Origin of the sequence: Demequina sediminis (assembly GCF_030296675.1) — a bacterium.
GTDB classification, from domain to species: Bacteria; Actinomycetota; Actinomycetes; order Actinomycetales; family Demequinaceae; genus Demequina; species Demequina sediminis.
Genome location: NZ_AP027736.1, coordinates 858,117 through 872,604 on the forward strand (window position 1 = coordinate 858,117; position 14,488 = coordinate 872,604).

14 protein-coding genes and 2 pseudogenes are annotated in these 14,488 nt (G+C 71.2%); 4 read left to right on the forward strand and 12 right to left on the reverse strand.

Features of this window, described 5'->3' with window-relative positions:
* The first annotated feature begins 48 nt into the window (after nt 1–48).
* Complete coding sequence (locus QUE44_RS04420; protein ID WP_286216088.1) at nt 49–465, forward strand: DUF1801 domain-containing protein; 417 nt, start codon at nt 49–51, stop codon at nt 463–465.
* A 15-nt stretch (nt 466–480) separates the two neighbouring features.
* Here QUE44_RS04420 and der read toward each other — a convergent pair whose 3' ends face one another.
* The 12 genes and pseudogenes from der to QUE44_RS04485 form a co-directional block, all read right to left on the reverse strand.
* On the reverse strand, nt 481–1,959 hold the full coding sequence (gene der, locus QUE44_RS04425; RefSeq protein WP_286216089.1) for a ribosome biogenesis GTPase Der: 1,479 nt from the start codon (nt 1,957–1,959) through the stop codon (nt 481–483).
* Nucleotides 1,956–2,654: a lysophospholipid acyltransferase family protein gene (locus QUE44_RS04430; RefSeq protein WP_286216090.1), complete on the reverse strand. Its 699-nt coding sequence runs from the start codon at nt 2,652–2,654 to the stop codon at nt 1,956–1,958. The genes der and QUE44_RS04430 overlap by 4 nt, the downstream gene beginning before the upstream one ends.
* On the reverse strand, nt 2,651–3,340 hold the full coding sequence (gene cmk / locus QUE44_RS04435) for a (d)CMP kinase (RefSeq protein WP_286216091.1): 690 nt from the start codon (nt 3,338–3,340) through the stop codon (nt 2,651–2,653). The genes QUE44_RS04430 and cmk overlap by 4 nt, the downstream gene beginning before the upstream one ends.
* Nucleotides 3,337–4,212, reverse strand: a complete 876-nt coding sequence (locus QUE44_RS04440; RefSeq protein WP_286216092.1) for a prephenate dehydrogenase/arogenate dehydrogenase family protein — start codon at nt 4,210–4,212, stop codon at nt 3,337–3,339. Before QUE44_RS04440 ends, cmk begins: the two co-directional genes overlap by 4 nt.
* Nucleotides 4,209–4,391 (reverse strand): hypothetical protein, encoded by a 183-nt coding sequence (locus QUE44_RS04445; protein WP_286216093.1) that lies wholly within the window; start codon nt 4,389–4,391, stop codon nt 4,209–4,211. Before QUE44_RS04445 ends, QUE44_RS04440 begins: the two co-directional genes overlap by 4 nt.
* A gap of 6 nt (nt 4,392–4,397) precedes the next feature.
* A pseudogene (gene aroH, locus QUE44_RS04455) lies at nt 4,398–4,768 on the reverse strand (chorismate mutase).
* A gap of 30 nt (nt 4,769–4,798) precedes the next feature.
* The gene (locus tag QUE44_RS04460) at nt 4,799–5,545 is read right to left on the reverse strand and encodes a pseudouridine synthase (protein ID WP_286216096.1); all 747 of its coding nucleotides are present in this window, start codon (nt 5,543–5,545) and stop codon (nt 4,799–4,801) included.
* Complete coding sequence (scpB, locus tag QUE44_RS04465) at nt 5,545–6,048, reverse strand: SMC-Scp complex subunit ScpB (RefSeq protein ID WP_286216671.1); 504 nt, start codon at nt 6,046–6,048, stop codon at nt 5,545–5,547. Before scpB ends, QUE44_RS04460 begins: the two co-directional genes overlap by 1 nt.
* A 38-nt stretch (nt 6,049–6,086) precedes the next feature.
* The gene (locus tag QUE44_RS04470; protein ID WP_350226893.1) at nt 6,087–6,833 is read right to left on the reverse strand and encodes a segregation and condensation protein A; all 747 of its coding nucleotides are present in this window, start codon (nt 6,831–6,833) and stop codon (nt 6,087–6,089) included.
* A 105-nt stretch (nt 6,834–6,938) separates the two neighbouring features.
* A complete protein-coding gene (locus QUE44_RS04475) occupies nt 6,939–7,763 on the reverse strand; it encodes a ParA family protein (RefSeq protein WP_425558003.1) in 825 nt (274 codons plus the stop codon).
* Between the two features lie 24 nt (nt 7,764–7,787).
* Entirely contained in the window at nt 7,788–8,705 is a 918-nt protein-coding gene (locus QUE44_RS04480; RefSeq protein WP_286216098.1) for a site-specific tyrosine recombinase XerD, read from the reverse strand.
* Nucleotides 8,706–8,718: 13 nt separating this feature from the next.
* Nucleotides 8,719–9,590 (reverse strand): annotated as a pseudogene (locus tag QUE44_RS04485) (heme o synthase).
* Between the two features lie 240 nt (nt 9,591–9,830).
* On the opposite strand from QUE44_RS04485, the gene tkt reads away from it, so the two are divergent.
* From tkt to QUE44_RS04500, 3 genes are all read left to right on the forward strand, one after another.
* Nucleotides 9,831–11,894: a transketolase gene (gene tkt, locus QUE44_RS04490; RefSeq protein WP_286216100.1), complete on the forward strand. Its 2,064-nt coding sequence runs from the start codon at nt 9,831–9,833 to the stop codon at nt 11,892–11,894.
* A gap of 155 nt (nt 11,895–12,049) precedes the next feature.
* Nucleotides 12,050–13,567 (forward strand): glucose-6-phosphate dehydrogenase, encoded by a 1,518-nt coding sequence (zwf, locus tag QUE44_RS04495; RefSeq protein ID WP_286216102.1) that lies wholly within the window; start codon nt 12,050–12,052, stop codon nt 13,565–13,567.
* The gene (locus tag QUE44_RS04500) at nt 13,564–14,484 is read left to right on the forward strand and encodes a glucose-6-phosphate dehydrogenase assembly protein OpcA (protein WP_286216104.1); all 921 of its coding nucleotides are present in this window, start codon (nt 13,564–13,566) and stop codon (nt 14,482–14,484) included. The genes zwf and QUE44_RS04500 overlap by 4 nt, the downstream gene beginning before the upstream one ends.
* Nucleotides 14,485–14,488: the final 4 nt, after the last annotated feature.

Below are 14,488 nucleotides of genomic sequence, written 5' to 3' on the forward strand. Positions count from 1 at the left end.
CGCCGCAATCGTCGTGCGCTCAGCGCACGACTGAGGCATCCTGAGCCCATGGCCGTCACCGAGCCCACGAGCGTCCCCGTCGAGGCCTTCCTCGCCACCGTGGAGCCCGCGCGGCGCCGTTCCGAGGGCGAGGAGGTGGTGCGCCTCATCGGCGAGGTGACGGGGGCGCCGCCCGTGATGTGGGGACCCTCCATCATCGGCTGGGGAACGCTGCACTACCGCTACGCGAGCGGCCGCGAGGGCGACTGGATGAAGGTCGGATTCTCGCCGCGCAAGGCGCAGCTCACGTTCTACGGGCTCAAGGACACGCCCGAGGGCGAGGGCGAGCTCGCGAACCTCGGCCCGCACACGACCGGTGCGGGCTGCGTCTACGTCAAGCGCCTCGACCAGATCGACCGCGACGTGCTGGCCCGCCTGGTCGAGATCGCCTTCGCGCGGGGAGACGACGACGCCACACAGATGTGACGCCGCGTCTCCTCGCTACTTGCGCTTGGGTCCGCGCTTCTCGCGCACGCGCACCGAGATCTGGATCGGCGTGCCCTCGAAGCCGAACGCCTCGCGCAGGCGCCGCTCGATGAAGCGGCGGTACTGCGGCTCGAGGAAGCCCGAGGCGAAGATCACGAAGCGCGGCGGGCGCGTCGCGGCCTGGGTCGCGAACAGGATCTTGGGCTGCTTGCCGCCGCGCACGGGGTGCGGGTGCTCCGCGACCAGTTCGCCCAGGAACGAGTTGAGCCGTCCCGTCGACACGCGCTGGTCCCAGCTCGACAGCGCGAGGTCGATCGCGGGCAGCAGGCGGTTGGTGTGCCAGCCGGTGAGCGCGGACAGGTTCACGCGCGGCACCCACGTGTGCTGCACCAGGTCCTGCTCGATCGAACGTTCGAGCATGAAGCGCTCGTCCTCGCCCACCAGGTCCCACTTGTTGAACACGAACACGATCGCGCGGCCCGCGTCGACCACCTGCGAGATGACGCGCGTGTCCTGCTCGGTCAGCGGCACTGAGGCGTCGAGGAGCACCAGGCCGATCTCGGCGCGCTCGATCGCGGTCTGCGTGCGCAGCGAAGCGTAGAAGTCGGCGCCCTTGGACATGTGGACGCGGCGCCGGATGCCGGCGGTGTCCACGAGCGTCCAGGGGCGGCCGCCGATCTCGACCTGCTCGTCGACCGGGTCGCGCGTGGTGCCGGCCATCTCGTTGACCACCACCCGCTCGGTGCCAGCCAACTTATTGAGCAGCGAGGACTTGCCTACGTTGGGACGGCCCACCAGCGCGATCCGGCGCGGCGCGTGCTCGTCGACCTCGACCTGGTGCATCTCGGTGGGGAGCACCGCCATCGCGGCGTCGAGCAGGTCGCCCGTGCCGCGGCCGTGCAGCGCGGACACGGGGTGAGGCTCGCCGAGCCCCAGGTTCCACAGCGCGGCCGCCTCGAGCTCGCCCTGCGGACCGTCGACCTTGTTCGCCGCGAGCACGACGGGCTTCTCCGCCTTGCGCAACAGCCGGACCACCTGCTCGTCGGTCGCGGTCGGCCCCACCATGGCGTCGACCACGAAGAGAACGGCGTCGGCCATCTCGATCGCGGTCTCGGCGGCCTGCGCGACGGACAGGTCGATTCCCGTGACGTTCTTCTCCCAGCCGCCCGTGTCGAGCAGCGTGAAGTCGCGTCCCGCCCACTCGGCGCGATAGGCGACACGGTCGCGGGTCACGCCGGGCTTGTCCTCGACCACCGCGAGCCGCTTGCCGATGATGCGGTTGACCAGCGTCGACTTGCCCACGTTGGGCCGGCCCACGATCGCGAGGACGGGCAGCGCCTCCTCGGTCTCCGGCTCGGGCTCGCCGGCGAGCTCGGCGAGGTCCTCGTCGGTCAGCTCGTAGGCCTCGAGGCCCGCGCGCAGCGCGGCCTCGCGGATCTCGTCGAGCGTCTCGGGCGCGTCCGACTCGTGCGGCGCGGGGAGCTCGTCGTTCATGAAACGTCCTGTTCTGCGCGCCCATCACGGCGCGGGTCGTCGAGCGGAAGCTCGAGGTCTGTGGTCTCCAGGGTACGGGTCACCTGGGTGCGGAGCGCCTCCGCGAGCTGTGCGGCCGCCCAGGATTGCTTGGCGCGGCCGCCCCGCAGCTCCGCCGGAGGGGTGAGAACGATCGGCGTGCCGAAGCTCACGAGGATGCGCCGGCCCGGCCGCGGCCACACGTTCACCGACTCGCCCGTGTGCCGCGTGCCCACGATCGCCGTGGGCACCACGGGTGCCCCCGACTGCAGGGCGAGCCAGGCCGCCCCGCCGTGCACGGCATCGGCCGTCCCTCCCCCGCGGGTGCCCTCGGGGAAGACGCCCACGACGTCGCCGCGGCGCAACACGGCCAGTCCCCTGGCGAGTGCCTCGCGTCCCGACCCCTCGACCGCAATCTGCTGTGCGGCCCGCAGGAACACCCCCAGCGCGCCCGTCATCATGCCGGAGCGAATCAAGAAATGCGAGCCGCGCGGGATCGCGCCGTGCAGGACCGGTCCGTCGATGAGACCCACGTGGTTGCACACGACGATGACGGGCCCGGAAGTGGGAAGGGACGATGCCCCGCGCACCTCGGTGCGCCACAGCACGTGGGCGAGGAAGCGGCCCACGTGGCGGGACCAGCGCGGCCCCCAACGCGACGGGGCGCGTCCGCTCACTCGGACTCGTCCTCGCGGGCGGCCGCGACGAGCGTCAGCACCGCGTCGACGGCCTCCTCGATCGTGAGATCGGTCGTGTCGAGCGTCACCACGCCGTCCGCGGCGGTGTGGAACTCCACCACGGTCGCGTCCTTGCGGTCACGGCCCAGGACGGCCTCGCGCACGGTCGCGACATCGGCGCCCTCGCCGGCACGGCGCGCGACGCGCACCTCCTCGTCGGCGGTCATGAGGATGCGGACGTCGGCATCGGGGGCGATCACGGTCGTGATGTCCCGGCCCTCGGTCACCACTCCCCTGCCCTCGGAGTAGCCGCCCTCGAGCTCCGACGCGATGACGTCGCGCTGCCACTGACCCAGGGCCGCGCGCGCCTCGAGGTTGGTCGCGACCTTGGAGACCGTCAGCGCGATCGAATCGGCACGAATCAACGAGCTCACGTCCTCGCCCTCGAGGATCACGCGCGGGTTGCGCGGATCGAGCACGAGAGCGACGTTCATGGTCTCGACCATGGCCGCGACGTCCGACTCGTTCGAGAGGTCGACGCCCTCGCGCATGCACCACAACGTACCCACGCGGTACGTCGCCCCCGTGTCGAAGTACGCGAGCCGCAGACGGCGCGCGACCTCGCGCGCGACCGTCGACTTGCCGGTCCCCGCGGGGCCGTCGATGGCGATCGAAATTCCGGTCATGAGGCTGCGATCTCCCAACCGTGGCGCTCGAGCGCGGCCGCCAGGTGGGCGGCGCGCGACGGCAACACATAGAGCGTGGTGAGACCCACCGGCTGACGCGGCGAGTGCTCGATGGCGATGTCCTCGACGTTGACGCCCTCCTCGGCGGTGTGCGCGAGCAGGCGCAACAGCTGTCCGGGGGTGTCGGGCACGATGACGGTGACGGGCAGCCAGTCGCGCTTCGCGCCACCGTGCTTGCCGGGGATGCGTGCGACCTCGAAACGGCCGCGCTCGATGAGGTCGGTGATGGCCTCGCCGATGTCGCTCGCCTCCCTCACCTCGTCGAGGTCGTCGATGATGTGGTCGAGCGTCTCGATGAGGTGCGCGCGGTTGAGCCGCGCGATGTCGGCCCACATGTGAGGCGACGAGGCCGCGATCCGCGTCACGTCGCGCAGACCCTGACCCGCGAGGGAGACATCGTCGGCGTCCAGGATTCCCAGCGCGGCGGCGACGGCGGAGGCCGCGACCTGCGGCGCGTGCGAGACCCTGGCGACGGCGGCATCGTGCGCATGCGCCTCCATCGTCACCACGTCGCATTGCAGCGCGGCGGGCACGCGCGTGACGACGTCGACGGCGGCGGCGGTCGCGCCGTTCGGGCAGATCACCCACGGCCGAGCCTTGAACAGGTCTCCCTGGGCGCCGAGACCTCCCGACACCTCGCGTCCCGCCATCGGATGAGAGCCCACGTAGCGCTCTCCCGCGCCGGTCGCGTCGGCGGCCTCGGCGATGGGCGCCTTGACGCTCGCGACGTCCGTGACGACCGCGGTAGGCCAGCGGGTGAGCGAGTCGGCGACCACCCTGCCCGCGGCGGACGGGGGCACGGCGACGATCACGAGGTCGGGGGTCGCGCCCGCGAGGTCGCCCCCGCGCCGATCGAGCGGGCGAGCGCCTGAGCGTCGGGATCGGCGTCCTCGATCGTGACGTCCCAGCCCTCGGCCGCGAGGCCGATGCCCAGGCTCGCGCCGATCAGCCCGGCGCCAACGATGTGGGTGCGCGGCGTGGTGGTGTCCATGGGGGCCTACTGCGCGAGATCGCGGCGCAGGCTCACGGCGTCGCGCAGGTACACGTGCGAGATCTCCTCGCGGGGGCGGTCGACCTGCGCGTGCATCATCACGCGGACCACGCGCGGCAGCGCGCCGGGCACGGCCATCTCCTGTGCGCACATGAGTGGCACGGCCCCGAAGCCCAGCTCCGCGCGGCGGCGGCGGGAAAGTCGCTCACGATGTCGGGGGTGCATGTGAAGATCACCGAGATGAGGTCGTCGGTGGTCAGCGCGTTCTCCCGCATGATCGCCTCCACCAGTTCGGTGGTGCGGGCGTGCAAGTGGTCGCGCTCGTCGCGGTCCAGGGTGATGGCGCCACGGATCGCACGAATCGTCATGGCGACCATCGTATCGGGAGGGACATGCCCTCCCGTGCGTCACATGCCCGCGGCGTCCATGAGCCGGCCCACCTCGGTCGGGGTGAGCTCGCGCACCTCGCCGGGCGCCATCGTGCCGAGCCGCACGGGACCGAACTGGGTGCGCACCAGCTCGAGGACGGGGTGACCCACCTTGTCGAGCATGCGGCGCACGATGCGGTTGCGCCCCTCGTGCAGCTCGACCTGCACGAGCGAGGAGTCCGCGGCGAGGTCGAGCACGGTGCACGACGTCGCGCGCACCGGGCCGTCGTCGAGGTCGACGCCCGCCTTGAGCTGCGTGCACAGGTGCTTCGACACGCGGCCGCGCACCTTCGCGACGTACACCTTGGACACGCCGTGGGTGGGGTGCGCGAGGCGGTTCGCGAGCTCGCCGTCGTTGGTGAGCAGCAGCACGCCCGTGGTCTCCGCGTCGAGGCGGCCCACGTGGAAGAGCCGCTCGTCGTAGCCGCTCACGTAGCGGTCGAGGGCGGGACGGCCCTGCGGGTCGCTCATGGTGCTCACGACGCCGAACGGCTTGTTGAGGACCACCGTGACGTGCGACGAGTCCACCGAGATGCGCGCGCCATCGACCGCGATGACGACCTCGTCGGGGTTGACGCGCACGCCCAGCTGGTCGACCACCTCGCCGTTGACGGTCACGCGGCCCGCCTCGATGAGGTCCTCGCACTTGCGGCGCGATCCCACCCCCGCTGAGGCCAGCACCTTCTGCAGCCTGACGCCCTCGGGGCGGTGAATCTCGAGTTCCATCAGCGGTTCTCTCCATCGATGTCGGCGAGGTCGGGCAGGTACGGAGCGAGCGGCGGGAGGTCGTCGAGAGACGACAGCCCCATGCGGTCGAGGAACTCGGTCGAGGTGCCGTACAGCACCGCGCCGCCGGTCTCCCCAACCTCGGTGACGAGCCCGCGCGCCGCGAGCGTCTTCATCACGGAGTCGACGTTCACGCCGCGGATCTGCGAGACCTGTCCGCGGGTGACGGGCTGGCGATAGGCCACCACCGCCAGGGTCTCGAGCGCGGCCTGGGACAGTCGCGCGGACTGCCCGTCGACCACGAAGCGGCCCACGACGTCCGCGTAGAGACGCGACGAATACAGCCGCCATCCGCCGTCGACCTCGCGCAGCTCGAAGCCGCGCGGCGCGTCGGGGTCCGCGTACTCGTCGCGCAGTTCCGCCAGGGCCTCGGCCACCACGGACTCGGGCACCTCGAGGGCCACCGCGAGTTCCGCGGCGGGGACGGGCTCGTCGACCACCATGAGCACGGCCTCGAGCGCGCCGCGCAAGCCCACCTCGATCACGACTGCTCCCTCACCGTCTCGCCAGCTGCCTCGAGCCCTACGCCCATGGCATCGTCCTCATCGAACTCGGCGGAGACCTCGACCTCCGCGTCGCCGCCTGTCCACCGGACCGTCAGCTCGCCGAGCGAGCGTACCTGATCGAAGGCGACCACGGCCTCGCGGAACAGCTCGAGCAGAGCGAGGAAGCGCGCCACCACCACGCTCACGTGCCCGGCATCGTGCACGAGCGAGCGAAAGGACACCGCTCCCTCCCGCTGCAGGCGGTGCGTGATGAGAGCGGCCTGCTCGCGCACGCTCACGGCGGGATTGTGCAGGTGAGAGATCGACACGTGCGGCGCCTCTCGCGGCTGCAGCGCGTGGGCCGCCAGGCGCGCGAGCAGCTCGGGCGTGGCGGTCCAGATCAGCTCGGGCAGCAGCATCGCGAACTGCGGCTCGAGGGGAACGTCGCGGGGCACGCGCCGGGGCGCAGAGAGCATCGTCGCGAACTCCCCCGCCGCGACCTTGAACGCGCGGTACTGAAGGAGGCGCGCGAACAGCAGGTCGCGGGCCTCGAGCAGTTCGAGGTCCTCGAGGTCATCGACCTCTCCCTGCGGGAGCAGCCGGGCGGCCTTGAGGTCGAGTAGAGTCGCCGCGACCACCAGGAACTCCGAGGCCTGCGAGAGGTCCCACTCCTCCTCGCGGGAGGAGATGGTCGCGAGGAACTCGTCCGTCACGCGCGCGAGCGCGACCTCGGTGATCTCCATCTGGTGCTTCGAGATGAGGCTCAGGAGGAGGTCGAACGGTCCTCGAAGTTGTCGAGGTGAACCTCGAAGCCGCGGGGCGCGTCCGGCAGGACCGGGGTGGTCACGCTAGGCGGCGACCTTGCGCGCCACGAGCTCGCGAGCGAGCTGGCGGTAGGCCTGAGCGCCCGCATGCGACGAGGCGAACGTCGTGATGGGCTCCGCGGCCACCGTCGCGTCGGGGAACTTCACCGTGCGGTGAATCATGGTCTCGGTGACCTTGTCGCCGAAGGCCTCGCGGACGCGCTCGACGACCTCCTGCGCGTGGAGGGTGCGGCCGTCGTACAGCGTCGGCACGATCACGTCGATCGTGAGACGCGGGTTGAGCCGGTCCTGGACCTTGCCGATCGTGTCGACCAGCAGCTTGACCCCGCGCATCGCGAAGAACTCCGCCGCGAGCGGGATGATCACGCCGTGGGCCGCGACCAGCGCGTTGACGGTGAGCAGGCCAAGCGACGGCTGACAATCGATGAGGATCGCGTCGTAGTCGTCGAGCACGGGACGCAGGGCGCGCGCGAGTGCGCTCTCCCGCGCGACCTCGCCGACGAGCTGGACCTCGGCCGCCGACAGGTCGATGTTCGCGGGCAGCAGGTCGAGCCCGGGCACCTTGGTCTCGAGGATCACGTCGCGCGTCGCGACGCCGGTCTCCATGAGCAGGTTGTACACGGTGTGCTCGAGCGCGTCGGCATTGATGCCGAGCCCGGCGGAGGCCGCACCCTGCGGGTCGAAGTCGATGAGCAGCACGCGGCGTCCGTACTCGGCGAGCGCCGCGGCCAGGTTCACCGACGTGGTGGTCTTGCCCACCCCGCCCTTCTGATTGCACAGCGCGATGACGCGGGCGGGACCGTGGCTGTCGAGGGGTGCGGGCACATCAAAGTCGGTCACGTGGGCCACCCTACCCCCGGGCGGGGACCGTTCTCAGCGGGCGCGCGGGTGGGTCGCGGCGTAGACCTCGCGCAACGTGTCGCGCGTGACGAGCGTGTAGATCTGCGTGGTCGCCACCGAGGCGTGTCCGAGCAGTTCCTGCACCACCCTGACGTCTGCACCGCCCGTCAGCAGGTGGGTCGCGAACGAGTGCCGCAGCGTGTGGGGTGAGACGTCCGGCACCCCCGCGCGCTCCGCGGCGGCACGCAGGATCGCCCACGCCGACTGTCGCGAGAGGCGTCCCCCGCGAGAGTTGAGGAACAGCGCCGCCTCGCCGCGGCCGGCTGCCGCGAGCGGCGCCCGCGCGCGCACCAGGTACGCGTCGAGCGCCCGCGCGGCATACGTGCCCACGGGGACGATGCGCTCCTTGCGCCCCTTGCCCCGCAGCAGGACGGACTCGGCACCGGGCTCCAGGGAGAGGTCGTCGACGTCGAGACCGGTCGCCTCGGAGATGCGGGCACCCGTCGCGTAGACGAGCTCGAGCAGTGCGCGGTCGCGCAGCGGCGCGATCCCGTCTCCCGCGCCGGCCTGATCGAGGATGCGCTCGACCGCGTCGATCGGGATCGCCTTGGGCAGCCGCTTGGGCACCGCGCGCGGCTTGACCTGCGCGGCCGGGTCCGCCGGCGTCCATCCCTCGAGCACCGCGAAGCGGTGCCAACCCCGTATCGCCACCACCGTGCGCGAGGCCGACGACGGCGCGAGGGCCCTCCCGCCATCGTCCCCCGTGCTCAGGGACTGCGCGAACTGCGCCACATGTTCCCTGCGCACGGACTCGAGCGCGTCGATCCCCTGGCCCCGCAGAAAGGCGGCGTACCGGTCGAGGTCGCGGCGATAGGCCGCGATGGTGTGCGGGCTCAGCCCGCGCTCGACGGCGACGTGCGCGAGGTAGGCGTCGCGCTGCCGCTCGAGCATCACCGCGCGCTCATCACCGGACGGAGAGGACGTCGCTCAGGAACGGGTCGACCATGATGGCCGCGAAGACGAGCGTGAGATAGGTGATCGAGTCGCGGAACAGCCGCATCTCCTTGAGGTGCGTCTCGCCCAGTCGCGTGCGGCGGTAGAGCTGGACGCAGCCGACGAGGAACCACACGCCCGCGGCGACCGCGACACCCAAGTAGACCCACGTCATGTCGGCGACCCACGCGAGAGCAACGGTGGTGACGACCATGGCGGCGGCGTACGCGATCATCTCGACCGCGACCTTGCGGGTGGGTGCGACCACGGGGAGCATCGGCACGCGCGCGGCGCCGTAGTCGCCCCTGAAGCGCATCGACAGCGGCCAGTAGTGCGGCGGCGTCCAGAAGAAGATGATGAGGAACAGCAGCACGGGCGTCCACGACAGCGACTGCGTGACGGCGGCCCACCCGATGAGCACGGGCATGCAGCCCGCCGCGCCGCCCCACACGATGTTCTGGGGGTGCGCCGCTTAAGGATCATCGTGTAGCCCACGACGTACGCGAGGATCGCGAGGACGCTCAGCACCGCGGCAAGCGGCGAGCCCACCACCAACCAGAACCACGCCGTCGACACGATCGACAACGTCCACGCGAAGACGAGCGCGCCGCGCTCGCTCACGGCGCCCGTCACGAGGGGCCGGCGGCTCGTGCGCTTCATCACGGCGTCGATGTCGCGGTCGAGGTAGCTGTTGAAGGCGTTCGCGCCGCCCGCGGAGAGGCTACCGCCGACGAGCGTGCCGGCGAGCAAGCCGATCGACGGCCAGCCGTCGGCGGCGAGGACCATCGTGGGGATGGTGGTCACCAGCAGGAGCTCGATGATGCGCGGCTTGGTCAGCGCCACATAGCCCTTGACGACCGTCGCCGCCCGTCGCGGAGCCGCCTCGGATGCGGCGGAACTGGCCTTGAGGGGGCGGTTGACATGCGCTCCAGTGTAGCCGCGCCGCACGGGACCAAAGGCCCCGATTACGGGGGTCTCACGTGCTCGGATGGGCCCGTGTGAAGTTCATGTGAACGGCATACATCGCGTGCACGCGCCGGTAGGCTGGGCCCGTACCCGCCACCTTTGTCGAGGGAGACACCTGTGACCATCAACTGGAACGACGCCGACCGCCGTGCGGTCGACACCCTGCGCGTGCTCGCGGCCGACGCCGTGCAGAAGGTCGGTAACGGCCACCCGGGAACCGCGATTTCGCTGGCCCCCGCCGCGTACCTGCTGTTCCAGAACGTCATGCGCCACGACCCGTCGGACTCGCACTGGCTGGGACGTGACCGCTTCGTGCTGTCCGCCGGCCACTCGTCGCTCACGCTGTACCTGCAGCTCTTCGCGTCGGGCTACCAGCTCACGCTCGATGACCTCAAGTCTCTGCGCACCGAGGGTTCGCTGACCCCCGGCCACCCCGAGTACGGCCACACCGACGGCGTCGAGGTCACCACGGGCCCGCTCGGCACCGGAATCGCCTCCGCCGTGGGCATGGCGATGGCGTCGCGCCGAGAGCGGGGTCTGCTCGACCCCGACGCCGCGCCCGGCACCTCGCCGTTCGATCACTTCGTCTACGTCATCGCGGGCGACGGCTGCCTCCAGGAGGGCGTGGCACACGAGGCCAGCGCGCTGGCTGGCACGCAGGAGCTCGGCAACCTCATCCTCATCTGGGATGACAACAAGATCTCGATCGAGCACGAGACCGACATCTCCTTCACCGAGGACGTCCTGGGTCGCTACGAGGCCTACGGCTGGCACACGCAGCGCGTCGACTGGGTGAAGCCCGACGGCTATGAGGAGGACCCCGCCGCGCTGTACGACGCGATCCTCGCGGCCAAGGCCGAGACCTCGAAGCCCTCGATCATCGCGCTCAGCACGATCATCGGCTGGCCGTCGCCCACCAAGCAGAACACGGGCGGCGTGCACGGGTCGGCCCTGGGCAAGGAGGAGGTCGCCGGCCTCAAGACCGTGCTCGGCTTCGACCCCGAGCAGGACTTCGCCGTCGAGCCCGAGATCATGGACCACATGCTCAAGGTGCGCGAGCGCGGACAGGCCGCCCACTCCGAGTGGAACGCGCAGTTCTCGCGGTGGGAGGCCGAGCAGCCCGAGCGCGCGGCCCTGCTCGCGCGCCTCACGGCACGCGAGCTCCCCGAGAATTGGGACGATGCCCTCCCCACCTTCGAGGTGGGGACGTCGGTCGCGACGCGCTCGGCCTCCGGCAAGGTGCTCGGCGCGCTCGCGCCGGTGCTGCCCGAGCTGTGGGGCGGCTCGGCCGACCTCGCGGGCTCGAACAACACGACCATGGCCGGCGAGCCGTCCTTCCTGCCCCCGCACCGCTCGACGCACTCGTTCCCCGACGGCCAGTGGTACGGCCGCACGCTGCACTTCGGCATCCGCGAGTTCGGCATGGGCGCGATCCTCAATGGCATCACGCTGCACGGCCTCACCCGCGTGTACGGCGGCACGTTCCTCGTGTTCTCCGACTACATGCGTGCCTCGGTCCGCCTCGCGGCGCTCATGCAGATCCCCACGACCTTCGTGTGGACGCACGACTCGGTGGGCCTGGGCGAGGACGGCCCGACCCACCAGCCGATCGAGCACATCGCCACGCTGCGCGCGATCCCCGGCCTCGACGTGATCCGCCCCGCGGACGCCAACGAGACCGCCGCGGCCTGGAAGGCCGTGCTCGAGACCACGGACCGTCCGTCCGCGCTGATCCTGTCGCGTCAGAACCTGCCCGTGCTCGAGGGCACGTCGACCGAGGGCGTCCTCAAGGGTGCCTACGTCATCGCGGGCGCCGACGAGGACGCTGACGTGCTGCTCATCGCGACCGGCTCCGAGGTTCAGCACGCGCTCGGCGCGCGCGAGCTCCTCGCCGCGGACGGAGTGAAGGCGCGCGTCATCTCGATGCCGTCGCGCGAGCGCTTCGAGCGCCAGGACGCGTCCTACCGCGAGTCGGTCCTGCCGTCCGCGATCAGGGCCCGCGTGTCCGTCGAGGCCGGCTCGGTCCTCGGCTGGCGCGAGATCGTCGGCGACGCCGGCCGCTCGGTGTCCATCGATCACTTCGGCGAGTCCGCCGACGGCGACCTGCTGCTGCGCAAGTACGGCTTCACCGCCGAGAACGTGGCGGCCAAGGCGCGCGAGAGCGTCGACGCGGCACGATGACACGCGCCGCGCGCCGGGTGGGCCCCACGGGGGTCCACTCGGCGCGCGCGTATTCTCTGTCCGTGCGACCACCCGGCACGAGGCGACTCCCCCACTCCGGCATCGTCCTCACCGCAGGCTGACGCCCCTTCACGTCCCCCCAGGAAGGCAGACCGTTGACCAATCCCCTGCGCGATCCCAGGGATCGCCGCCTCCCCCGCATCGCAGGCTCCTGCGGTCTCGTGATGTTCGGCGTCACGGGCGACCTGGCCCGCAAGAAGCTCATGCCGGCGGTCTACGACCTCGCCAACCGCGGCCTGTTGCCTCCCGCATTCGCGCTCACCGGCTTCGCGCGACGCGACTGGGACGAGCAGGACTTCGCGCAGGTGGTGCACGACTCGGTGAAGAAGCACGCGCGCACGCCGTTCCGCGAGGAGACGTGGCAGCAGCTGGCCGAGGGGATCCGATTCGTGCAGGGCACGTTCGACGACCCCGAGGCCTTCCAGCGCCTGCGCGAGACCGTCGAGGACCTCGACCGCGAGCGGGGCACGGGAGGGAACCACGCGTTCTACCTGTCGATCCCGCCCTCGGCGTTCCCCCAGGTGATCACGCAGCTGCGCAAGTCGGGGCTGTCCGACCCCCGCGAGGGCACGTGGCGCCGCGTGGTCATCGAGAAGCCGTTTGGGCACAACCTCGAGTCGGCGGAGGAGCTCGACGCGATCGTGTCCGACGTCTTCCCGCCCGACTCCGTGTTCCGCATCGACCACTACCTGGGCAAGGAGACGGTTCAGAACCTGCTCGCGCTGCGCTTCGCGAACCAGCTGTTCGAGCCGATCTGGAACTCGCAGTACATCGACCACGTGCAGATCACCATGGCCGAGGACATCGGCATCGGCTCGCGCGCGGGCTACTTCGACGGGATCGGCACGGCGCGCGATGTCATCCAGAACCACCTCCTGCAGCTGTTCGCGCTGACGGCCATGGAGGAACCCGCGAGCTTCGAGGCCGACGACCTTCGCATGGAGAAGGAGAAGGTGCTGCGCTCCGTCGTGCTCGCCGACGACCTCTCGCAGGCCACCGCGCGCGGCCAGTACGCGGCCGGCTGGCGCGGCGGCGAGCAGGTGGGCGGCTTCCTCGAGGAGGACGGCATCTCCCCCGACTCGACCACGGAGACCTACGCCGCGATCCGGCTCGACCTCCCCAACAGGCGCTGGGCGGGCACCCCGTTCTACCTGCGCGCCGGCAAGCGGCTGGGGCGGCGCGTTACCGAGATCGCGCTCGTCTTCAAGAAGGCGCCGTCGCCGTACTTCCAGCAGATCTCCGGTGGAGAGGTGGGCGCGAACGCGCTCGTCATCCGCGTCCAGCCCGACGAGGGCGTGACGCTGCGCTTCGGCTCCAAGGTGCCAGGCACCGCGATGGAGGTCCGCGACGTCACGATGGACTTCGCGTACGGCAATGCCTTCACCGAGAGCTCTCCCGAGGCCTACGAGCGCCTCATCCTCGACGTGCTGCTGGGCGACCCGCCGCTCTTCCCCCGCCAGGAGGAGGTCGCGCTGTCGTGGAAGATCCTTGACCCCATCACCGAATTCTGGGCCACGCAGGGCCAGCCGGAGCAGTACGGTAGCGGCACGTGGGGCCCCGCGGGCGCCGATGCCATGCTCGCCCGCGACGGACGCGTCTGGAGGCGCCCATGATCATCGACATGCCCCACACCACCACGGGCGCGATCAACAAGCGCCTCGTGGAGTCGCGCAAGGAGGGCGGCGTCATCACGCTCGCCCGCGTGATGACGCTCGTGATCGACGCCACCGGAGCGGACGCCGAGCAGGCGATCGCGACCGCCAACGTGGCGTCGCGAGAGCACCCCTGCCGCATCATCGTCATCGCGCCGGGCGACGCCGCTGAGGCGAGGCTCGACGCCGAGATCCGCGTGGGCGGCGACGCCGGCGCCTCCGAGGTCGTCGTACTGCGACCGTCGGGCGCGCAGGTGGGTCACGAGGACACCCTCGTCATCCCGCTCCTGCTGCCCGACGCGCCGATCGTCGTGTGGTGGCCCGCGGGCGTGCCGAACGACCTCGGCAGCCGCGCGCTGGGCCGCATGGCGCAGCGCCGCATTACCGACACCAAGGGCGAGGCCGACCCCGCGGGAACACTGCTGGGCCTCGCCGCGTGCTACCGCCCGGGAGACACCGACCTCGCGTGGACCAGGCTCACGCGCTGGCGCGCGCTGCTGGCCGCGGCCCTCGAGCAGGTGCCGGATCCGCAGGTCACCAAGGCGTGGATCCACGGCGACACCAACAGCCCGTCGATCCTGCTGCTGGGCTCGTGGCTCAAGGAGGCGCTCGACTGCGAGGTCGAGGCGCAATACGACGACTCGGTCGCCGCGCTCCAGCAGGTCGTGCTCGAGACGCGGTCCGGCCCCATCTCGATCGCCCGCCCCGACGGTCACAACGCGACCATCCGCCAGCCGGGTCAGCCGGACCACGTCATCGCGCTGCCCGCGCGGTCCCTCGAGGAGGCCCTCGCGGAGGAACTGCGCCGCCTCGACGACGACGCGGTCTACGGCGAGGTCCTCGCGGCCTTCACCACCGACACGGTCGTGCCGCTGTGAGCAC

What these genes read in the sequence shown, in the direction of transcription:
- scpB (WP_286216671.1), bottom strand. Translation starts at nt 6,048, where the DNA reads ATGGTGGTCGACGAGCCCGTCCCCGCCGCGGAACTCGCGGTGGCCCTC.
- QUE44_RS04480 (WP_286216098.1), bottom strand. Translation starts at nt 8,705, where the DNA reads ATGCTCGAGCGGCAGCGCGACGCCTACCTCGCGCACGTCGCCGTCGAG.
- der (WP_286216089.1), bottom strand. Translation starts at nt 1,959, where the DNA reads ATGAACGACGAGCTCCCCGCGCCGCACGAGTCGGACGCGCCCGAGACG.
- QUE44_RS04470 (WP_350226893.1), bottom strand. Translation starts at nt 6,833, where the DNA reads ATGGAGATCACCGAGGTCGCGCTCGCGCGCGTGACGGACGAGTTCCTC.
- cmk (WP_286216091.1), bottom strand. Translation starts at nt 3,340, where the DNA reads ATGACCGGAATTTCGATCGCCATCGACGGCCCCGCGGGGACCGGCAAG.
- QUE44_RS04460 (WP_286216096.1), bottom strand. Translation starts at nt 5,545, where the DNA reads ATGGAACTCGAGATTCACCGCCCCGAGGGCGTCAGGCTGCAGAAGGTG.
- QUE44_RS04445 (WP_286216093.1), bottom strand. Translation starts at nt 4,391, where the DNA reads ATGGACACCACCACGCCGCGCACCCACATCGTTGGCGCCGGGCTGATC.
- QUE44_RS04500 (WP_286216104.1), top strand. Translation starts at nt 13,564, where the DNA reads ATGATCATCGACATGCCCCACACCACCACGGGCGCGATCAACAAGCGC.
- QUE44_RS04420 (WP_286216088.1), top strand. Translation starts at nt 49, where the DNA reads ATGGCCGTCACCGAGCCCACGAGCGTCCCCGTCGAGGCCTTCCTCGCC.